Below are 19,850 nucleotides of genomic sequence, written 5' to 3'. Positions count from 1 at the left end.
AGGGCACTCTCGTGACCGACCTGGCCATCGCGGCGAACGGGCTGCGGAAGTCCTACGGCGACAAGACCGTCCTCGACGGCGTCGACCTGACCGTCCCGGAAGGAACGGTGTTCTCCCTGCTCGGCCCGAACGGCGCCGGCAAGACCACCGTCGTCAAGATCCTCTCCACCCTCGTCTCCCCCGACCCCGCGAGCGGCCGGATCACCGTCGGCGGTCACGACCTCGCCACCGACCCGCAGGCCGTACGCGCGGCGATCGGCGTCACCGGACAGTTCTCCGCCGTCGACGGGCTGATCACCGGCGAGGAGAACATGCTCCTCATGGCGGACCTGCACCACCTGTCCAGGCGCGAGGGACGTCGGGTCGCCGCCGACCTGCTGGAGCGGTTCGACCTCACCGAGGCCGCGAGGAAGCCCGCCTCCACCTACTCCGGCGGTATGAAGCGCCGCCTCGACATCGCCATGACCCTGGTGGGCGATCCGCGCATCATCTTCCTCGACGAGCCGACCACGGGTCTCGACCCGCGCTCCCGGCACAACATGTGGCAGATCATCCGCGAGCTGGTCACGGACGGCGTCACCGTCTTCCTCACCACCCAGTACCTGGAGGAGGCCGACGAGCTCGCCGACCGTATCGCCGTGCTCGACGACGGCAGGCTCGCCGCCGAGGGCACGGCCGAGGAGCTGAAGCGGCTCGTCCCCGGCGGACATGTCCGGCTCCGCTTCACCGACCCGGCCGCGTACCGGGGCGCCGTCTCCGTCCTGGGCGAGGCCGCCCGCGACGACGAGGCCCTCGCGCTGCGGATCCCCAGCGACGGCAGCCAGCGCGAGCTGCGCTCCGTCCTGGACCGGCTCGACTCGGCCGGTGTCGAGGCCGACGAACTGGCGCTGCACACCCCCGACCTCGACGACGTCTTCTTCGCCCTGACCGGCGGCACCGACGGCAGCGGCATCCCCAACCAGCCCAAGGAGGCTGTCCGATGAGCTCCCTCGCCGTCGCCCTGCGCGACTCCTCAACGATGCTGCGCCGCAACCTCCTGCACGCCCGGCGCTACCCCTCCCTCACCCTCAACCTGTTGCTCACCCCGATCATGCTGCTGCTGCTCTTCGTGTACGTGTTCGGCGACACGATGAGCGCGGGCATCGGGGGCGGCGGTCCGGACCGGTCCGCGTACATCGCCTACATCGTCCCCGGCCTGCTGCTGATGACCATCGGCAGCACGGTGGTCGGCACCGCGGTCTCCGTCTCCAACGACATGTCCGAGGGCATCATCGCCCGCTTCCGCACGATGGCCATCCACCGCGGTTCCGTGATCGTCGGACATGTCATCGGCAGCGTGCTGCAGTCCGTCATCAGCGTGGTCCTCGTCGGTGCCGTCGCCGTGGCCATCGGGTTCCGCTCCGCCGATGCCACCGTCCTGGAGTGGCTCGCGGCGTTCGGGCTGCTCGTGCTCTTCGCCATGGCGCTCACCTGGATCGCGGTCGGCATGGGCCTGATCAGCCCGACGGCCGAGGCCGCCAGCAACAACGCGCTCCCGCTGGTCCTGCTGCCGCTGCTCTCCAGCGCCTTCGTCCCCATCGACTCGATGCCGGGCTGGATTCAGCCGGTCGTCGAGTACCAGCCGTTCACCCCGGCCATCGAGACACTGCGCGGTCTGCTGCTCGGCACCGGGATCGGCAACAACGGCTGGCTCGCCGTCGGCTGGTGCCTGGGTCTCACGGTGCTCGGCTATGTCTGGTCGACCTCGAAGTTCGACCAGGACCCGAAATAGCCGTCACGAAAGGGCCGTCACGAGAAGGCCGTCACGACGTCTCAGACCGGCCCCGTGGCCGCCGTGACCGTCGTGACCGTCGTGACCGCCGCCAGCCGGTGCACGTCCCGGGCCGTCCCGGTGACGCCCGACAGGAAGCCCTGGGCCCGGGGCGAGGCGTTCTCCGTCAGCCAGGCGGGGTCGATGTCGCACACCGCGACCTTCACCCCCGTCCCGGCCAGCGCCAGCGGAAGCGTGTGGACCACCGTGGACGGGAAGCTGAGGATCGTACGGCCGATGGGGCCTCGGCGGGCGATCAGTTCCAGCGGGAGGTCGGGACGGACGATCTCCAGGTCCGTCTCGGTGGCCAGGCGGTGCAGTTTGCCGGTGTTCTCGCGGCGGTGGGCGAAGTAGCGGGTGGCGCCGTGGGCCCTGGCCAGGGTGCGGACGGCCTCCAGGTAGCGGTCGCCGTCGACCACGCCGGTCTCCACCAGGGAGGTGCCGACCATGTCCGCGCCCTTGGTGATGCGCGGCGGGCCGAAGCGGGCCCGGGTCCAGGCGAAGTCGTTCGCGGTGACCGTGACGCCCGGCGGGGTCTCCTCCATCGGCATGGAGGAGAAGACCTCCACCCGGCGGCCCCCGCGCGGGGTGAGGCGGCGGCGGGCGGAGGAGGAGACGGGGGCGAAGAACAGGTCGCGCGGGCCGGGGCGGCCGCCTTTGCGGTGCCAGCGGACCAGGCGCTCACCGCGGGCGAGCTGGACGACGAACTCCATCGTCGCCGTGCCGTCGTCGACCACCACCAGCTCCTTTGCCCGGGTGATCGTGAGCAGCAGTTGTACGTAGCGGGAGAACGGGTCCCCCATCACGATGCGGTCGGCCCGGCGCAACGCGCCCGCCAGGCCGCCGATCGTGTGGAACGGCGCGGTCGTGCCTCCCCGGGCCTCCTCCCAGCGCACCCGGTACCCCTCGTCCCGGGCCAGGTCGGCCATGCGACGCAGCTGACCCCGGGTCATGGGGTCGGTCGGGGACAGGACGACGAGCGTCAGTTCCGGGGCCGGCGGTGGCGGCTCGCCGGCCGGGGAGCGCCTCAGCTGTGGCGGGACGACGGGCGTCAGCGGCCCCACGCCGGTGCCACCGGCCCCTCTCAGCTCGTGGAGATGCGCCCATTCCAGCACGTTCAGCAGCTGTACCGGGCTCTCCACGAACGCGAGAGTCGCGGGGGCGCGGAGGGGGGTGCCGGTGTTCCCGGCGCGGGGGCTCATCGACGTACGACCGTCCCGTCGTAAGGCGTTGCGTGGTGTTGTGCGTGTTGTGGTCCGTCGCCCGTGGTCCGGCGCGCGCCGCGGCGGCCTTCGCTCGGACCGTGACCGGGCGGACCGTGAGCGGTTCAGACCGTGACCGGCTCGCCCGCCGCCGCCGCGATCTCCGCCTCGGTGACGACGCCCGCGACACGGCGCAGCTTCTTCATCGGGCCGAGCTCGGAGTCGTAGACCTTCTTGACGCCGTCACCGAGGGAGGCCTCGATGGTGCGGATGTCGCGGACGAGACGCGTCAGGCCCTGCGGCTCCACGGAGGCGGCCTGGTCGGAGCCCCACATGGCGCGGTCGAGGGTGATGTGGCGCTCGACGAAGGCGGCGCCGAGGGCGACGGCGGCCAGCGTGGTCTGGAGGCCGGTCTCGTGGCCGGAGTAGCCGATCGGGACGTTCGGGTACTCCGTCTCCAGGGTGTTGATCACGCGCAGGTTGAGCTCCTCGGCCTTCGCCGGGTAGGTGGAGGTGGCGTGGCACATGAGGATGTTCTCGCTGCCGAGCACCTCGACCGCGTGGCGGATCTGCTTCGGGGAGGACATGCCGGTGGAGAGGATGACCGTGCGGCCGGTGGCGCGCAGGGCCTGGAGCAGGTCGTCGTCGGTCAGGGAGGCGGAGGCCACCTTGTGGGCGGGCAGGTCGAACTTCTCCAGGAAGGCGACGGCCTCGGTGTCCCACGGGGACGCGAACCAGGCGATGCCCTTCTCCTTGCAGTACGCGTCGATCTGCCGGTACTCGTCCTCGCCGAACTCCACGCGGTGGCGGTAGTCGATGTAGGTCATCCGGCCCCAGGGGGTGTCGCGCTCGATGTCCCACTGGTCGCGCGGGGTGCAGATCTCGGGGGTGCGCTTCTGGAACTTGACGGCGTCGCAGCCGGCCTCGGCGGCCACGTCGATCAGCTTGAAGGCGTTCTCCAGCTCACCGTTGTGGTTGATGCCGATCTCGCCGCAGATGTAGACGGGACGGCCGGGGCCGACCTCGCGCGAACCGAACGTGCGCAGACGGGAGTTGATCATGACCGGGGGTGTCCTTACTTGGTGAGGGAATCGAGAGAGGGGCCGAGGATCCAGCTGGCGATCTCTCGGACTGCGCCGTCGCCACCGGGCAGCGTGGTGACCGCGCGTGCGGCGCCGCGTACGACGTCGTGGGCGCTCGCGACCGCCACGGGCCAGCCCACGAGGGCGAAGCACGGGAGGTCGTTGACGTCGTTGCCGACGTAGAGCACGCGCTCGGGCGCGATGCCCTGCTCCTCGCACCACTGCTTGAGTGCGAGGTCCTTGCGGTCGATGCCGTGCAGCACCGGGAGCTTGAGCTTCCGGGCTCGTGCGGCGACGACCGGGTTCTGTTCCGTGGACAGGATCAGCATCTTCAGGCCGCTTCTGCGGAGAGCCGCGATGCCGAGTCCGTCGCCGCGGTGTACGGAGACGAACTCCCGTCCGTCGGAGTCGATCAGCACCCGGTCGTCGGTCTGGGTGCCGTCGAAGTCCAGTACGACCGCGTCGATGTCGGCGGCGGTCGGGAGGGTGCTGGGCCTGGCCGCGTCGAACAGCGGGGCCAGGGCCCTGGCGCGGGCCAGCTCGTGCGGGTCGTCGATCTCCAGCACCCGGGCCGGGTCGGTGCGGACCAGCTCGGTGTGGCCGAAGAAGCGGTGCCGGTGCTCGCGGAAGCCGGCCGCGTCCATCGCGTAGGCGGCGCCGGTCTCCAGCAGGTCCTGGGGGCGGTCCTGGCGGCGCGGGCGGAAGGACTTGTCGTGGTTGACGCCGTAGCCGCCGTCGGCGACGACCGGATCCACCGCCCCGGCCGGTACCGACAGCGGCAGCGGGGCGTCCGCCGCGTCCCGCCAGATGAAGCCGTGGAAGGCGGCCACGGTCACGGCGGTGTCGGCACCGTTCTCGGCCACGGCTCCCGCGACCCCGTCCACGTCCTCGCGGGACAGGAACGGGCTGGTGCACTGGACGAGCAGGACCACGTCGACGGGCGAGCCGTGCAGCGCCTCGTGGGCTTCCATGGCGTGCAGGACGGCGGCCTCGGAGGTGGCGGTGTCGCCGGCGATGGCGGCAGGGCGCAGCACCACCTCGGCGCCGGCCTGGCGGGCCGCGGCGGCGATCGCCCGGTCGTCGGTGGAGACGACGACGTCGGTCACCAGGCGGGTGGCCCGGCACTCGCGGACGGCTCGGGCGACCAGTGGGACGCCGCCGACCGGGGCGAGGTTCTTCGCGGGCACACCCTTGGAGCCGCCGCGGGCGGGGATCACCGCGAGCACCCGGCGTACCGGGGCCGCGCGGACCGCTTCGGGGTGGGACATGGGTTCCTCTCCTTGACGGCCTCGACGGCCTTCGCTTCCTGGGTGTCCTTGGCGATGGCCCGGAGGCCCTTGGCGCGGGATCAGGTCGCTCACAGTTCCCCCATCCGCCGGATCACGGGGGCGACCCGCTGGACGCCGTGGCGGTAGGCGCCGCGCGCGGCCAGGCGCACGATCCGGCGGACCGGTCCGGGCGTCCTGTCGGCGGCCGGGGCGCCCGGCAGCGGGGTGCCGTCGGGGCCCAGGTGGTGGCGGGCGAGGATCCCGGGCAGATAGCCGGGCGCGGTCCGGGTCGTGTAGTAGGGCTCCAGGGGCGGCAGCCCACCGGCGCGGTCGAGCAGTCCGGCGATGCGCTCCCGTGCCTCGTCGAAGGCGGTGTCGTAGGAGCCTTCGGCCGCGACGCCCTGCCGGGCGACCCATTCCTTGTCGGGCTCGGGCCGGTGCCCGGCGTCGAGCTGGTCCCAGGAGGCGAGGCAGCCGGAGCCGGCGAAGTGGTGGTTGCCGAGCGTCTCGCGGACGCCCAGGTCGGTGAGGACGGCGGTGGGGATCCGGCGGTGCAGGGCCTCCAGCGCGGCCGTCGAGCTGACCGTGACGAGCAGGTCGGTGCGGTCGAGCACCTCGCCCATGTGCCCGTACACCAGACGGAAGTTGGCGGGGAGGTCCTGGCCCTGCGCCAGCTTCTGGTAGGGCAGTTCCTCGATGTGGGTGGTGTGCTCGCCCGGCTTGGAGCGCAGCTTCAGCAGCACCTCGCGCTCGGGGTGTCGGCGGGCGTGCTGGATGAGCCGGTCCAGCAGGTACGCGCGGTCCCTGCGGTTCTCCGGGACGGAGGGCTGCGCTGCGAACACCACCGTGCGGGGGTCGTGTTCGCCGGTGTGGGGCTGCCCACCGAGGAAGGGGAGGGCGACCTCGGTCACCGCACGGGCGTCGGCGCCCACTCCCTCGTACACGGCCCGGAAGCGTTCCGCGTCCTGGCGGGAGTTGGCGAGGACCAGGTCGGCGCCGTGGCGCAGCAGCAGGCCGTCGGCGAGCTTCTCGTAGACGACGCCGACGTAGCCGGTGACGACGACGGGGCGTTCGCCGGTGCCCTCCCAGAGCCGCCGCAGACCGTGCAGCACGGCCTGTACGGCACCGCCGACGAGGGCGAGGACGAGGACGTCGTACGATTCCTCGCGGATCGCCCGCAGGAACTCGACGGCGGTGACCTCGCGGAGCGAGTCCGCGCGGACTCCGACTTCCGTCAGCTGGCGGGGGGTGGGGGTGGCGCGGCCCCGCAGGAGGTAGCCGTCCAGCCGGATGCCCGGCCCTGCGGACTCTTCCGGTACTCCCGGTACGACGCGTTGCGCGGTGAGCGCGCCCCACTTCCACCGGGTGTCGGAGTCGGCCAGGACGGCGACCCGCGGAGACTTCGTTGCACTTACTGGCACACCGAAGACGCTAGGAAGGCATTCCGAGGTTCTGCCCAACCCGAATCCAACAAAGGGTTAACAACGTGTCTACGAATTGCGAATCCAACCGGGAATACACACCGGATCTGCCGGGTTAACAATATCGCCACACGTCGTTCACCCGATATCAAGCTTGCGGCCAAGACGGATGCCGGGCCCCCGCCTAACGTCGCCTCCGTGGTCAAGCTCTCCGTCATCGTGCCGTTCTACAACGTGCAGCAATACGCACCCGACACCCTGAAGTCTCTCCGTGCGAACGCACGTGAGGACTTCGAATTCATTCTCGTCGACGACTGCTCACGCGACGAGACCCCGGAGATCCTCGTGCGCGCCGAGCGCGAGCTGCCGGGCTCGGTGTACGTCAGACACGAGACGAACGGAGGTCTGGCCACCGCCCGCAACACCGGCATCGACAGGGCGCGCGGCGAGTACCTGACCTTCCTGGACGGCGACGACTGGCTCGCTCCCGGCTACTATCCGCAGCTCGTCACGGCCATGGACGAGCTGGGCTGCGACTTCGTGCGCACCGACCATGTGCAGTGCACCGGGCGGGCACGGGCCGTCCACCGGGTCCCCCAGGGCAGGCGCGGCGTGGTGCTCAACCCCCGGGACGCCATCCTGCCCGCCGACCGGTCGACCTCGGTGGACTACGCCTACGCGTGGGCGGGCGCCTACCACCGCCGGCTGGTCGACAAGGGCGTGCTGCACTTCACCGACGGGCTGCGCACGGCGGAAGATCGTCCCTGGATCTGGAAACTGCACCGGGAGGCGGAATCCTTCGCCGCGGTCGGCCTGCTCGGCGTTTTCTACCGGCGCGGGGTCGCCTCTTCCCTCACTCAGATCGGTGATGTGCGGCAGCTTGATTTTCTTCGCGCTTTCGATCAGGTGATCGAGGAAACCGCACAGGACGGCGACGCGAATAAACTCCTACCGAAAGCCGTGCGCACATATTGTGCGATCATCTCCCATCATCTGAGTTCCATCGAAAGGTTCGAACCGCCGGTGGCACGGAAATTGAAGTCGCTGAGCGCTGCCGCCCTGCGGCGCATGCCGCAGGACCTGCTGAAGGACGCACTCGATTCCATGGACGTCCAGCGCGCGACACGGCTGCGCCGACTGCGCCGCCGTCCCGCCGCCACGGGAGCCACCGCGGGAGCCGCCGCGTGACCACCCAGATCTTCCTCGCGTCGACGCTCTACGGCACCGCCACGCTCGCCGCCGCCCTCGACTCCGACCGCTTCTCCGACGCCGACCGCCGCATCCTGCTCGTCTGCAACAACGCGGCCGCGCCGGAGACCAGCACCCCCCTGGACCGGATGCCGGGCTTCGAGCGGCTGCGCGACCGCTTCGACGAGGTGCTCTCCTGGAACGAGACCATCTCCCCGTTCCACCCCGGCGGCTGGGCCCCCCGCCCGGACGACGTACCGCTGTGGGAGCGGTACCTGCGGCTGCTGTGGCAGCTCGGCGACGACGACATCGAGCTCGCCGTGGAGTCCATCCAGGTCAACCCGGCGCTCGGCTTCACCCAGATCTTCACCGGCGCTCCCGTCACCGTCTACGCGGATGGCCTGATGAGCTACGGCCCCACCCGCAACAAGATCGACCCCCTGGTCGGCACCCGCATCGACCGCCTGCTGCACCTGGACCTGGTCCAGGGCCTCACGCCGGTGCTGCTCACCGAGTTCGGCGTCGAACCGGAGATCGTGCCCACCGACGCCTTCCTGAAGGTGCTCGCCTCGCTGGCCGACACCGGTGACGAGCTGCCCGCCGCCGAGGAGCCGGCCCTGCTGCTCGGCCAGTACCTCTCCGCGCTCGACATCCTCACCGCCGAGGAGGAGGAGGACCTCCATGTGCGGATGCTGAAGGGTGCGGTCGGTCTCGGCCACACCCGTGTGGTGTTCAAGCCGCACCCCTCCGCCCCGGCCCGCTGGTCGCGCGCACTGGAGAAGGAGGCCGAACGGCTCGGCGCCGATCTCACGGTGCTCGACACGCCGGTCCTCGCCGAGGTCCTCTACCAGCGGATGCGTCCCGCGCTGGTTGTCGGCTGCTTCTCCACCGCGCTGCTCACCGCCTCCGCGCTGTACGGCCTGCCGGTCGCCCGCGTCGGCACCGGGAAGCTGCTGGAGCAGCTGGCGCCGTACGAGAACAGCAACCGGGTGCCCGTGACCGTCGTGGACGCGCTGCTGCCCGAGCTGTCGGACCGGGCGGCCGTCGCCGAGCAGCGCCGGACCGTGGACGTGGACCGGCTGAACGAGCTCGTCCGGGCCGTCAGCTACGCCATGCAGCCGAAGATCTACCCCACGCTGCGCCCGGCAGCCGAGGCCTATCTGACGAAGCATCTGAACCAGCGCACCTGGAGCTACTTCAAGCGGCGCCGGCTGACCTCGCTCGCGCTGCCCGGCGCCGTCCCGTCCCAGCTCGCCTTCATCCCGCGCAGCGCGACGGTACGGCGGGTCGCGCGGCGGGCGCGCTCGCTGAAGCGGTCCGTGGGCGGCTGAGCCCGCCGTGGCGCGAACATCTCCGACCAGATCTATGACCAGATCTATGACCAGGGGAACGAGGGGACACCAGTGATCGACACGCCTGGGGACGCCCGGGGAGCCACCCAGGGCGTGGTGGCCGAACCGGCGGCCCGGCGGCCCGAAGTGCCGCGGCAGTCCGCGCCGTCCGGGCCGTCCGCACCGCGCGAGAACCGGCTGCGCGCCCTGGACGGACTGCGGCTGGTCGCCGCGCTGATGGTGGCCATGTACCACTACGGCGGCCGGGACGGCGATGTCACCCGGGCCTGGGGATCCTCCCCCAAGCACCAGTTCCCCTCCCTGCACCACCTGTTCGCGTACGGCTGCCTCGGCGTGCAGGTGTTCTTCGTGATCAGCGGCTTCGTCATCTGCATGAGCGGCTGGGGCCGCCCGCTCCGCGCGTTCTTCGCCTCCCGCGTCTCCCGGCTGATGCCCGCCTACTGGGCGGCGCTCATCCTGGTCACGGCGGTGTTCGCGCTACCGGGGGTGGTGTACGAGGCGGTCTCGCCGAGCGACTTCCTGGTCAACTTCACCATGCTCCAGCAGCCGTTGGGCGCCGACCGGGTCCTGGGCGTGTGCTGGACGCTGTGGTGCGAGATCCGCTTCTACGCACTGTTCGCCCTGTTCGTGGTGCTGCCCGGGGCGAACCGGCGCCGGGTGATCATGTTCTGCGCCGTCTGGACGGTCGCGGCGGCCGTCAGCCAGGGCGCGAAAATGCCGGTGCTCGACATCGTGGTGATGCCCGAGTACGCGCCGTACTTCATCGGCGGCATCGGGCTGTACCTCGTGCACCGCGACCGGCGTGACGCGTACGCGTGGGGCATCGTGACGGTGAGCTGGCTGATCGGCCAGTACTACGCGGTCGAGCGGCTGTGGCACCCGGCGAGCGTGCACGCGTTCTCCTTCCGCAGCGCCACCAGCATCATGCTCGTCGTCACCTTCGGCTACGTCGCCGTCATGACGATCGCGCTGGGCCGGCTGCGCCGGGCGAACTGGCGCTGGCTGACCACGGCAGGCGCGCTGACCTACCCCTTCTACCTGGTCCACGAGCATCTCGGCTGGGTCGTCATCAAGGTCCTGCACCAGAACCTGGGCATCCCCTCCTACGGCACCTTCCTGCTGACGGTGTCGGCCATGCTGCTGCTCGCCCGGCTGCTGAACCGCTTCGTCGAGGACCGCTTCACACCGATGCTGCGCGGTCACCTGACGCGGTAGCGGGCCCCGCCGCCCGCGCCGGACGGCACCGGTACGGGATCACACGCTCGCCAGCGACAGCTTGACGGCGAACCCCAGGAACAGCGCCCCGGCCGCCGAGGTGGCGGACGCCGACAGCCGCTTGCGGCGGCGGAACGCGGCGGCGAGCTTCGTGCCGCCGAATATCAGCGCGCTGAGGTAGAGGAAGCTGACCAGCTGGAGGAACGCGCCGAGCACGGCGAAGGACAGGGCCGGGTAGGCGTAGCCCGGGTCGACGAACTGCACGAAGAAGGCGACGAAGAACAGGATCGCCTTGGGGTTGACGAGGCTGACGACGAAGGCCCGCCGGAAGGGCCGCTCGTATCCGTCGGCCGGGGCCTCCTCGCCGGAGGTCTCCTCCCGCCGCGCCCGCCACATCCCCCACGCCGCGCGCAGCATCCCGACCGCGAGCCAGGCCAGGTATCCGGCACCCACGTACTTCACGATCCCGAACAGCAGGGCGTTCGCCTGGAGCAGCGAGGCGACCCCCGCCGCCGACAACGTCATCAGCACGGTGTCCCCGCACCAGACACCGGCCGCAGCGGTGTACCCCGCCCGTACCCCGCGCCGGGCGGCGACGGACAGCACGTACAGCGAGTTGGGGCCGGGCAGCAGGATGATCAGAACGAGTCCTGCCAGATAGGTGGGGAGATCAATGACACCGAACATGGGATCGAGTGTCGCACGGAGGTGTGACAGGACTTCCCGGACCTCCCGGACTTCCCGGAGGATCGTTCAGAAGGTCTCCGACGGCACGTACACCCCCCACACCTCCCGCAGCGTGTCGCACACCTCGCCGAGCGTCGCCCGGGCGCGGAGTGCCTCCTTCATCGGGTAGAGGACGTTGTCCTCGCCCTGGGCCGTCTCCTTCAGGGCCGTCAGGGCCGCGTCCACCGCGCGCCGGTCCCGCTCGGCGCGGAGCCTGGTCAGGCGTTCCGCCTGGCGTGCCTCGATCGCGGGGTCCACCCGGAGGGGTTCGTACGGTTCCTCCTCGTCCAGCCGGAAGCGGTTGACGCCGACGACCACCCGGTCGCCGGCGTCCGTCTCCTGGGCGACGCGGTACGCGTTGCGTTCGATCTCGCTCTTCTGGAAACCGCGCTCGATCGCGGCGACCGCGCCGCCCATGTCCTCGATCCGGCGCATCAGGTCAAGCGCGGCCGCCTCCACGTCGTCCGTCATGTGCTCGACGGCGTACGACCCGGCGAACGGGTCGACGGTGGCGGTGACGTCGGTCTCGTGGGCCAGTACCTGCTGGGTGCGCAGGGCGAGGCGGGCGCTCTTGTCGGTGGGCAGCGCGATCGCCTCGTCGAAGGAGTTGGTGTGCAGGGACTGGGTGCCGCCGAGCACGGCGGCGAGGGCCTGTACGGCCACCCGCACCAGGTTCACCTCCCGCTGCTGCGCGGTGAGCTGGACGCCGGCCGTCTGGGTGTGGAAGCGCAGCATCAGCGACTTGGGGTTCCGCGCGCCGAACTCCTCCCTCATCACCCGCGCCCAGATCCGGCGTGCGGCGCGGAACTTGGCGACCTCCTCCAGGAGCGTCGTACGGGCCACGAAGAAGAAGGACAGGCGGGGCGCGAAGTCGTCGACGTCCATGCCCGCCGAGACCGCCGTACGGACGTACTCGATGCCGTCGGCGAGGGTGAAGGCGATCTCCTGCGCGGGGGACGCTCCCGCCTCCGCCATGTGGTAGCCGGAGATCGAGATCGTGTTCCACCTCGGCATCTCGGCCCGGCAGTACTTGAAGACGTCCGCGATGAGCCGCAGCGACGGCTTGGGCGGGAAGATGTACGTCCCGCGCGCGATGTACTCCTTCAGGACGTCGTTCTGGATCGTCCCGGTCAGCCGGTCGGCGGACACTCCCTGTTCCTCCGCCACCAGCTGGTAGAGCAGGAGCAGCAGGGCCGCCGGGGCGTTGATGGTCATCGACGTCGACACCTTGTCCAGCGGGATCCCGCCGAACAGCACCCGCATGTCGTCGAGGGAGTCGATGGCGACGCCGACCTTGCCGACCTCGCCGTGGGCGAGTGGCGCGTCGGAGTCGTGGCCCATCTGGGTGGGCAGGTCGAAGGCGACGGACAGACCCGTGGTGCCGTGCGCGATCAGCTGCTTGTACCGGGCGTTGGACTCGGTCGCGGTGCCGAAGCCGGCGTACTGACGCATGGTCCAGGGGCGGCCCGTGTACATCGTCGGGTACACCCCGCGGGTGTAGGGGAACCCGCCCGGCTCGCCCAGCCGCTCGGCGGGGTCCCAGCCCCCGAGGTCGTGTGGCCCGTAGACCGGTTCGATCGGCAGTCCGGACTCCGACTCACGTGCCATGGTGTGCCTCCGCAGTACGTCGTTCACTTCTCACGATGCCCCGGAGTTCGACGGCGCTCACGCCGGGAAGCATCTGGGGCATGGGGAGCCTCGGAGGAACGACCACCGCACTCGCCTCGGCCGCCGCCGCACTCGCCGTGCTGTGCGGCTGTACGGTCCAGCCGACCGCGGCGCAGGACGGCAGGCCCCGCTCACCGGTGCACGCCCGGCTGCCGTCCGGCTCCCCGCCTGTGGGGAGGGACACCGCGGGGAGGCCCGCCCGGGTGCTGTGGTCCCGTGGTGACTCGGGCACCGGTGTGCGCGAACTGCAGGCCCGGCTGCGCCAGGTGGAGTGGCTCTTCGACGGGCCGACGGGGTCGTACGACGATCTGACGGAACGGGCGGTCAGGGGCTTCCAGGGCAAACGCGGGCTGCCCAGGACCGGCCGGACCGACACCGTCACCTGGCAGCGGCTGCTGGGCATGACGCACCGGCCGGGCACCTGGGAGCTGTATCTGATGGGCGGCCAGCCGGCCGACGCGCCCGACCCGCGTTGTCTGACCGGGCGCGTGCTGTGCATCAGCAAGACCACCCGGACACTGCGCTGGATGGTGGACGGGCGGACACGGTCGACGATGTCGGTGCGGTTCGGCGCGCAGTACACACCGACCCGGGAGGGCGTGTTCCGCGTCTACTGGAAGTCGCGGCACCACGTCTCGACGCTCTATCACTCCCCCATGCCGTACGCGCTGTTCTTCAGCGGCGGCCAGGCGGTGCACTACTCGTACGACTTCGCGGCACGCGGGTACGCGGGCGGCTCGCACGGCTGTGTGAACGTACGGGACGAAGCGGCGATCGCCGGGCTGTTCGCGCAGGTCCGCACCGGGGACAAGGTCGTCGTCCACTGGTGACCGCGAGCGGCAGTGGGATTGGGGCGCGGGCGGGACCGGGGGAACGTGTCCCGCCCGCGCCGAGTGCACGAGCCGTGGGTACGGGGGGAACCCCGGCTCCGTGCGCCAGCCGATGACCAGTCGGCTCACTCATTACTGCGCCGGAGTGCCAAGAAACGTCACACCTCGCGTGGAAAAACTTTCAACAACCTAAAAATCGCAGGTCAGAGCAGGTTGGCGAGGGACGTCGGGGTGGGCAGCACGGTGCTGCCGCCGTCGCCGCCGCCCTGGTCGATGCTGCCGCCGCGCGGACGGCCGCCGTGCCCTCGGCCGTGGTGACCGCCGTGGTCTCCGTGACCGCCGTGACCCTGCTCGTCGCCCCAGCCGTCGCCCTCGCCGCCGTCGCCCTTGCCGTCACCGTCCTTGCCGGTGCCGCCGAGGCCCGCGGTGAGCTCCAGGACGTACGCGCAGTACTTCGCCACCTGCGCGGAGCCGCCCGCCGCCCCCTCCAGGGTGCGGCGGCGGTCGGAGCCGAGCGTCCTGCCGTCGCGAATGTCCTGGCAGGACAGGGCGACGGCCTTCCACCAGGTGCCGGTCCTGCCGGACGGCGCGGCCAGGTCGCCGCCGCCGTCGTCCCCACCCTTGTCGCCCTTGCCGTTCTTGCCCCCGCTGCCGTCCTTGCCGTCCCTGCCGGGTCCGTCCGCGGTGTCGTGGGCGGAGCCGCCGGGGACGGCCGGGGTGACACCGGGCGTCGGCACGCCGGACTTGCCGCCCTGCGCGCTGTCCAGGGCGGGCGAGCCGGGCGGGTTCTCGGAGGACGCGGCGGCGGACACCGAGGCGGCGGGGCCCGGACGGTGGTCGCCGAACGGCTGCGGCAGGACTCCGGTTCCGGCGGCCACCGCGACCCCGCCGACGGTGCCCGCGACCAGTGCCCCGGCCAGTGCGAGGCGCACCGGACGGGCCCAGCGGGGGCGGCGCGGGGCGCGGGCCCGGGCGGGTCGCTCGGCGGGTGCCGTCTCGCGCGCCTTGCGGAAGGCGGCCAGCGCGGCCTCCTCGCCGGGGAGCTCGGCACCGGCCACGGTGGCGTCGGCGGCGAGCGCGTCGAGGGCCTTGGCCAGCCGTTCGGCCTGCTCGGCCGCGGCGGGGCCGGTGACTTCGGGTGACTCGCCGCGCAGCAGCCGCTCCGCCGTTTCATGATTCAACCACCGGCCGGGTGTCCGGGAGCTGTCTCCCTGGGACGCACAGCTCTTGTCGGCCATCACATGTCCTTCTGCGTCCGCGCGCGCATATGCGTCACAGTGGCGGACGTCACCGCGCTGCCACGCGGCTCTCGCTGGGCCGGCAGCGCGTCGAGCGCCCCGGCGGATTCCGGATCCTCACCGAGCAGCTCCGCGAGCCGCTTCAGCCCGCGGTGTGCGGCCGTGCGTACGGCGCCCGCGCGCTTGCCGAGCGTCTCGGCCGCGGTCTTGGCGTCGAGGCCCACGACCACGCGCAGGACGACCGCCTCGGCCTGGTCCTGCGGCAGGCGGGCGATGAGGGAGAGGGTGCTGTCGGTGGCCAGGGCCTCGATGGCCTCGCCCGCGGTGTCGGACTCGGCGGCCCGGCCGGTCAGTTCGGTCTCGTCGCCGCCTATCGCGGGGCGGCGGCCGCGCATCCGTATGTGATCCAGCGCACGGTTGCGGGCTATCCGGGCGGCCCAGCCGCGGAACCGGTCCGCGTCTCCGCTGAAGCGCTCCAGGTCGCGGGCTATCTGGAGCCAGGCCTCGGAGGTGACGTCCTCGGCGTCGGGATCGCCGACCAGGGTGCGCACATAGCCGAGCAGCCGTGGATGCACCGCTCGGTACACAGTCCGGAACGCGGTCTCGTCCCCGTCCTGTGCCGCACGCACCGCGGCGGTCAACTCCGCGTCGTCCCCCAGCACCCGTGGTTCCTCGATAGATGGTCGCGGTTTCGCATCCGCCGTCCGCCGCATTGGCCATGCGTCTGCGCCCGGCGCGAAAGGCACGTTACGGCGTGAAACCACTGCCCGTCCACGTCGGTACAAGATGCAACTAACTCGTGACGCAGTGAGGTGTGACAGAAAGCGCACTCCCGGCGCTGTAGAAAGTACGGGCCGCCGCGCGGTCCGTACCACGCGACGGCCGGGGCCTCTCCTGTGGGGGGTGGCGGTCCCGGCCGTCTCGCTCGTCCGGCCAACAGTGGTCAGGAGGAGCCGGAAACACCTGGACAGGGGCTCTCCGTGTCCGCCGGTCGCCAGTCGTCCCGTCGCCGGGTCCGCGCCCGCCCGGCCCCTGTTTCCCCGGTTCCCCGGGCGGCCCGGAACGCGGCGGCGGCATGGCGTTCGGCTGCCGGATCCGCGGCTCCCGCCCGCAGGGCCGCCCCCAGGAGCGTCCCCAGCGCCTCCGGCCCGCCCGTTGCCCCGGTCCGCAGCCGCTCACCCATCCGCTCCCCCATCCGCCCACCCGCTCCCGTCCAGCAGCCGCGCGAGCCGCTTCAGCCCACGGTGCGCGGACGTCCGTACCGCGCCGGAGCGCTTGCCCAGGACCCGGGCCACCGCCGGACCGTCCAGCCCCACGACCACCCGCAGCAGCACCGCCTCCGCCTGGTCGCGCGGCAGCTCGGCGAGCAGGCGCAGGGCGAGTTCGGTGGAGATGGTCTCCAGCGCCTGCTCATGGGTGCTGTGCCAGGACGGCAGGTCAAGTACCTCCGGGTCCAGCGTGGTGGTCCGCGGCCGCGCCCGTCTGCGGCGCAGATGGTCGAGCGCCCGGTGCCGGGCGATGGTCGCGCTCCAGCCGCGGAACCCCGCGCCGTCGCCCCGGAACCGGCCCAGGTCACGCGCTATCTCCAGCCAGGCGTCCGATGCGACGTCCTCGGCGTCGTCCCCGACCATGCCGCGCAGATACCCGAGCAGACCGGGTTGCACCAGTCGGTAGACGACCGTGAAAGCCGCCTCGTCCCCCGCCTGCGCCCGCGCCACGGCCGCACCCAACTCGCCGTCGTGCGCCTGCCCGTGGCGGGGCTGTGCGTCCTGGCCCAAGAGCCGTCCTCGTCCGTGCCGGGCTCGCGCTCCTGCTCGCGCCAGCGGCGAATCCGTTCCCACGCTGCTCAGCGTCGCGGCCGAAGGATTTGTCACCGGGTGTCGGTCCCGGCTTCCGTCAGTCCCGGCTCACGTCAGGCCCCGCCCGCGTCCCGGCACAGCAGGCGCAGCGAGCCGTGGCCGCCGAAGCAGCGCCGTGCCTCGTCCACGGGATCCCAGAGGCGGCCGTCGGGTGTGCGGATCCAGTGCTCGCCGCCGGTGGCCCACCACTCACCGCCGACCTGCCGGACGATCACCTCACCGGCGTACGCCCCGAAGCCGCGCAGCGCGTTCCGGACGGCGGCGTACGGCACTCCCTCGCGCCGTATGTCCTCGATCATCCGGTCGACGCGCCACAGACTGCGCGCCGAGTAGTCGAGCCGCATCCGGGCGCCCTCGCGCATCGTCGCCACCGCGTCCGCGGCCCAGCGCGTCGGCTGCGCCGCGGCGTGCGGCCTGCTCTCCTGCCGTGTTGTCACATCGTGTGCAGTCACACTCGGTAGAGCGAGGTCAGCGGCGTTTTCGTCACCGGAATCCGGGGCCTTCCCGCAATCGGCGCAGGACCGCCCCACACGTCCCCGGGGCGGTCACAGGACCCCCTCAGGCCAGGGTCGGCCCAAGCCCGGACTAGCTCCGGCCGCGGGCCCGGCGGGACACCACCGCGCGCAGCACCCGGCGTCCTTCGACGGACACCTCCAGTGCCCGGCGCAGCCCGACCGCGTCGTGCTCGGCGAGCAGTTCGAGGACGGTGACCTGGCGGCGCAGTTCGGCGGCGACGAGCGGCGACATGCCCTCCGTGCGGCCCTCGCGCGGACCGTCGACATGGGCGTCGCCGTCCTCGGCGGGGTCGAGGAGGCCGTGTATCCGGAGCGAGGCGACCGAGCAGGCGTCGGCCCAGGCGCGTATCCCGGCGTCGGTGTAGTGGGCGGGGGCGGTGCCGAGCATCCGGCGGGCGAGGAGCGCGGCCTCGTCCTCGACGGACTCCGGGGAACCGGCGGGCTGCTGGGCGTCGAGGAGCGCGGCGCGTGCCTTCTCCAGGGCCTCGCCCCAGTCGCCTCCGCCGTCCGTGAGGCTCGCCCACAGCGGCCGCAGGACCTCGTCGTCGCCGCCCAGCAGGGGCACGCAGCGGTCCAAACAAGCCAACCCGCCGGCGGCCAGTCCGCGTTCGTCGGCCTGAGCGATCAGGTCCACCAGGCTCATCCACGCCTCCCTCGCCAGGGCGCCGACGATACGGAGCCCGCACTTCCCCTTACTGCGTGCGACGGGCCCGGAATGTCACAGGGGTACGGTTTCAGCCAGGGCGCGCGACTTCTCGGGGCCGGCCGACCGCCCGTCAACCCAGCCGGTCGGTCCAGCCGGTCAGTCCAGCCGGTCGGCCAGCTTTCTGAACTCCGGCCAGCTGAGGGCGGGGGTGCCGGGGTCCCAGAGTTTCTGGACGGTGGCCCGCAGCGGCATCCGTATCCCGGCGGCCACCTGGTCCTGCGTCTGCGCATGGGCGAGGTCGCACCAGACGGCGAGGGAGCCGCCGAGTATCCGCCCGTCGTAGCGGGCGGGCACGGCGGTGGTGCCGCGCAGCACCCGGGGGTTCCACTGCTCGTAGATCCGCTGCCCCGTGGGGTAGACAAAGGTCTGCGGCTCGCCGAGGACGTAGTAGAGGAACTCGTCGTTGTAGTTGAGGACCTCGCGGCCCGGGGCGAGGTACGCGTCGGGCTGCCGGGCGCCGATCTCCTTGCCGGTCCAGTAGGCGGCCTGGAGGTCCTTCGCGGGCTGCACGGACGTGTCCCGGTAGAAGCCGTCGTTCCAGGCCCGCATGGTCCTGTCGTGGGCGCGGACGGTGTCGGCGCGGGCGTTCAGCCAGCCGGTGGCGAGGTCGGCGACGGTGCCGCCGGAGCCGTACTTCTGCCGGGCGGCGGCGGCCAGCTGCGGATAGGAGGCGGCCGGGTCGGTGGCCATGAGCGCCTGGTACTCGTCGCCGCCGAGGTGCCAGTAGGCGCCCGGGAACAGCCCGGCGTACTCGTTGAGCAGATCGTCGACCAGTGCACCGGCGGCCGGTTTGGATATGTCGATGGCCCCGCGTGTCGCGCCGCCCCGGGCGTTGCGCAGTTGGAGGTCGGGGTGGGCGGCGAGGACGGCGCCGAGGTGCCCCGGCGAGTCGATCTCCGGCACGACGGTGATGTGACGGCTCGCGGCGAGGTCCACGATCCGCTTGACCTGTGCCTTGGTCAGATGGTCCTTGGAGACGATCTCGGGGTGGGTCGTGGACTGGATCCGGAAGCCCTGGTCGTCGGAGAAGTGCAGTCCCAGCTGGTTGAACTTGAGGTCGCCCAGTTCGCGCACCCGGTCCTCGATCCAGGACTCGGTGAACGGCTTGCGGGCGATGTCCAGCATGAGCCCGCGCTGCGGCTTGGCGGGCTCGTCGCGCACGACGCCCTCGGGGGCCGTACCGCCGCCGTGGACCTCCTGCTTGAGGGTGCGGGTGCCGTAGAAGACGCCGGCGTCGGCGGGTCCGGTGATGTCCACGCCCCCGCCGCGCACGGTCAGGGTGTACGACTCCGGGTTCGCGCCCTTGTCTCCGCCGAGCGCCAGCCGTATGTCCCCGGGACGGGTGTCGTCCCGCTCGCCCGCGTACGACAGGCCGAGCTCACCGGCTATGAGGCGGCCCTCGTCGGCCAGCCGGGGGTCGCCCACCACCACGCGCTCGCCGCGGGCCGGACGCCAGCCGGGGCCCCGGGCGGGGGTGTGGGAGCGGACCGCGGGGATGGTGCGGGGTGTCTGGGAGAGGGGGTAGGACCGGGTCGGGGTGGGGCTGGGGGCGGCCGGGGCGGAGGGCGTGACCCCGCCGGTGCTGCCGGAGGGCGGCCGCACCGCCCCGGCGGGCCGTCCGCCGTCGCCGGTGGAAGCCCAGACGGCTATGCCCACGCCGAGGGAGACCGCGGCGACGAAGGCCCCGGCGGCCACCGCCCGCCGCCGTCTCACCTGCTTCGCCGATGCCCTGCGCCTGTGCTGAGTCACACCGCCAACCTACGGCCCTCC

Annotated in this window: 18 protein-coding genes; 6 read left to right on the top strand and 12 right to left on the bottom strand. The window is 71.9% G+C overall.

Going from position 1 to position 19,850, the window contains the following annotated elements; genetic code table 11:
* Positions 1-11: 11 nt before the first annotated feature.
* Positions 12-983, top strand: coding sequence for an ATP-binding cassette domain-containing protein (locus ACIPK3_RS20790; protein WP_402571639.1), 972 nt, complete (start codon positions 12-14; stop codon positions 981-983).
* A complete protein-coding gene (locus ACIPK3_RS20785; protein ID WP_402571637.1) occupies positions 980-1,771 on the top strand; it encodes an ABC transporter permease in 792 nt (263 codons plus the stop codon). The genes ACIPK3_RS20790 and ACIPK3_RS20785 overlap by 4 nt, the downstream gene beginning before the upstream one ends.
* A 41-nt stretch (positions 1,772-1,812) precedes the next feature.
* Here ACIPK3_RS20785 and ACIPK3_RS20780 read toward each other — a convergent pair whose 3' ends face one another.
* The 4 genes from ACIPK3_RS20780 to ACIPK3_RS20765 all read right to left on the bottom strand — a co-directional run bounded on the left by ACIPK3_RS20780 (position 1,813) and on the right by ACIPK3_RS20765 (position 6,783).
* Positions 1,813-3,012: a hypothetical protein gene (locus tag ACIPK3_RS20780; RefSeq protein WP_402571635.1), complete on the bottom strand. Its 1,200-nt coding sequence runs from the start codon at positions 3,010-3,012 to the stop codon at positions 1,813-1,815.
* Between the two features lie 125 nt (positions 3,013-3,137).
* Positions 3,138-4,073, bottom strand: coding sequence for an N-acetylneuraminate synthase family protein (locus tag ACIPK3_RS20775; protein WP_402571633.1), 936 nt, complete (start codon positions 4,071-4,073; stop codon positions 3,138-3,140).
* Positions 4,074-4,087: 14 nt separating this feature from the next.
* Entirely contained in the window at positions 4,088-5,362 is a 1,275-nt protein-coding gene (locus ACIPK3_RS20770; protein WP_402571631.1) for a cytidylyltransferase domain-containing protein, read from the bottom strand.
* A gap of 89 nt (positions 5,363-5,451) precedes the next feature.
* Positions 5,452-6,783, bottom strand: a complete 1,332-nt coding sequence (locus ACIPK3_RS20765; RefSeq protein WP_402571630.1) for a DUF6716 putative glycosyltransferase — start codon at positions 6,781-6,783, stop codon at positions 5,452-5,454.
* Positions 6,784-6,981: 198 nt separating this feature from the next.
* On the opposite strand from ACIPK3_RS20765, the gene ACIPK3_RS20760 reads away from it, so the two are divergent.
* The 3 genes from ACIPK3_RS20760 to ACIPK3_RS20750 all read left to right on the top strand — a co-directional run bounded on the left by ACIPK3_RS20760 (position 6,982) and on the right by ACIPK3_RS20750 (position 10,538).
* Entirely contained in the window at positions 6,982-7,971 is a 990-nt protein-coding gene (locus ACIPK3_RS20760; protein WP_402571628.1) for a glycosyltransferase family 2 protein, read from the top strand.
* On the top strand, positions 7,968-9,302 hold the full coding sequence (locus ACIPK3_RS20755) for an alpha-2,8-polysialyltransferase family protein (RefSeq protein WP_402571626.1): 1,335 nt from the start codon (positions 7,968-7,970) through the stop codon (positions 9,300-9,302). Before ACIPK3_RS20760 ends, ACIPK3_RS20755 begins: the two co-directional genes overlap by 4 nt.
* 147 nt (positions 9,303-9,449) lie before the next feature.
* Complete coding sequence (locus ACIPK3_RS20750) at positions 9,450-10,538, top strand: acyltransferase family protein (protein WP_402571869.1); 1,089 nt, start codon at positions 9,450-9,452, stop codon at positions 10,536-10,538.
* 39 nt (positions 10,539-10,577) lie between these two features.
* Here the strand turns inward: ACIPK3_RS20750 and leuE are convergent, their stop codons facing one another.
* Positions 10,578-11,225 (bottom strand): leucine efflux protein LeuE, encoded by a 648-nt coding sequence (leuE, locus tag ACIPK3_RS20745; protein WP_402571624.1) that lies wholly within the window; start codon positions 11,223-11,225, stop codon positions 10,578-10,580.
* A 66-nt stretch (positions 11,226-11,291) separates the two neighbouring features.
* Positions 11,292-12,872, bottom strand: a complete 1,581-nt coding sequence (locus ACIPK3_RS20740; protein WP_402571622.1) for a methylmalonyl-CoA mutase — start codon at positions 12,870-12,872, stop codon at positions 11,292-11,294.
* 80 nt (positions 12,873-12,952) lie between these two features.
* Between ACIPK3_RS20740 and ACIPK3_RS20735 the strand changes: the two genes are divergently transcribed.
* Positions 12,953-13,762, top strand: coding sequence for a L,D-transpeptidase family protein (locus ACIPK3_RS20735; protein ID WP_402571621.1), 810 nt, complete (start codon positions 12,953-12,955; stop codon positions 13,760-13,762).
* Between the two features lie 203 nt (positions 13,763-13,965).
* On the opposite strand, the gene ACIPK3_RS20730 is transcribed toward ACIPK3_RS20735, so the two are convergent.
* The 6 genes from ACIPK3_RS20730 to ACIPK3_RS20705 form a co-directional block, all read right to left on the bottom strand.
* Positions 13,966-14,943 carry a hypothetical protein gene (locus ACIPK3_RS20730; protein WP_402571619.1) on the bottom strand — a complete coding sequence of 326 codons (978 nt, stop codon included), beginning with the start codon at positions 14,941-14,943 and terminating at the stop codon, positions 13,966-13,968.
* A 56-nt stretch (positions 14,944-14,999) separates the two neighbouring features.
* A complete protein-coding gene (locus ACIPK3_RS20725; RefSeq protein ID WP_402571617.1) occupies positions 15,000-15,662 on the bottom strand; it encodes an RNA polymerase sigma factor in 663 nt (220 codons plus the stop codon).
* A gap of 513 nt (positions 15,663-16,175) precedes the next feature.
* Positions 16,176-16,778 carry an RNA polymerase sigma factor gene (locus ACIPK3_RS20720; protein WP_402571616.1) on the bottom strand — a complete coding sequence of 201 codons (603 nt, stop codon included), beginning with the start codon at positions 16,776-16,778 and terminating at the stop codon, positions 16,176-16,178.
* 134 nt (positions 16,779-16,912) lie between these two features.
* The gene (locus ACIPK3_RS20715; RefSeq protein ID WP_402571867.1) at positions 16,913-17,296 is read right to left on the bottom strand and encodes a hypothetical protein; all 384 of its coding nucleotides are present in this window, start codon (positions 17,294-17,296) and stop codon (positions 16,913-16,915) included.
* A 148-nt stretch (positions 17,297-17,444) separates the two neighbouring features.
* Positions 17,445-18,017: a hypothetical protein gene (locus tag ACIPK3_RS20710; RefSeq protein ID WP_402571615.1), complete on the bottom strand. Its 573-nt coding sequence runs from the start codon at positions 18,015-18,017 to the stop codon at positions 17,445-17,447.
* 159 nt (positions 18,018-18,176) lie between these two features.
* The gene (locus ACIPK3_RS20705; protein WP_402571866.1) at positions 18,177-19,775 is read right to left on the bottom strand and encodes a glycoside hydrolase family 20 protein; all 1,599 of its coding nucleotides are present in this window, start codon (positions 19,773-19,775) and stop codon (positions 18,177-18,179) included.
* Positions 19,776-19,850: the final 75 nt, after the last annotated feature.

This window comes from Streptomyces sp. NPDC086787 (genome assembly GCF_044745865.1).
GTDB lineage: Bacteria > Actinomycetota > Actinomycetes > Streptomycetales > Streptomycetaceae > Streptomyces.
The sequence above is the reverse complement of the archived record's forward strand: the minus strand, read 5'-3'. Positions and strand labels throughout refer to the sequence as shown.

What these genes read in the sequence shown, in the direction of transcription:
- ACIPK3_RS20785 (WP_402571637.1), top strand. Translation starts at nt 980, where the DNA reads ATGAGCTCCCTCGCCGTCGCCCTGCGCGACTCCTCAACGATGCTGCGC.
- ACIPK3_RS20780 (WP_402571635.1), bottom strand. Translation starts at nt 3,012, where the DNA reads ATGAGCCCCCGCGCCGGGAACACCGGCACCCCCCTCCGCGCCCCCGCG.
- ACIPK3_RS20775 (WP_402571633.1), bottom strand. Translation starts at nt 4,073, where the DNA reads ATGATCAACTCCCGTCTGCGCACGTTCGGTTCGCGCGAGGTCGGCCCC.
- ACIPK3_RS20770 (WP_402571631.1), bottom strand. Translation starts at nt 5,362, where the DNA reads ATGTCCCACCCCGAAGCGGTCCGCGCGGCCCCGGTACGCCGGGTGCTC.
- leuE (WP_402571624.1), bottom strand. Translation starts at nt 11,225, where the DNA reads ATGTTCGGTGTCATTGATCTCCCCACCTATCTGGCAGGACTCGTTCTG.
- ACIPK3_RS20740 (WP_402571622.1), bottom strand. Translation starts at nt 12,872, where the DNA reads ATGGCACGTGAGTCGGAGTCCGGACTGCCGATCGAACCGGTCTACGGG.
- ACIPK3_RS20735 (WP_402571621.1), top strand. Translation starts at nt 12,953, where the DNA reads ATGGGGAGCCTCGGAGGAACGACCACCGCACTCGCCTCGGCCGCCGCC.
- ACIPK3_RS20710 (WP_402571615.1), bottom strand. Translation starts at nt 18,017, where the DNA reads ATGAGCCTGGTGGACCTGATCGCTCAGGCCGACGAACGCGGACTGGCC.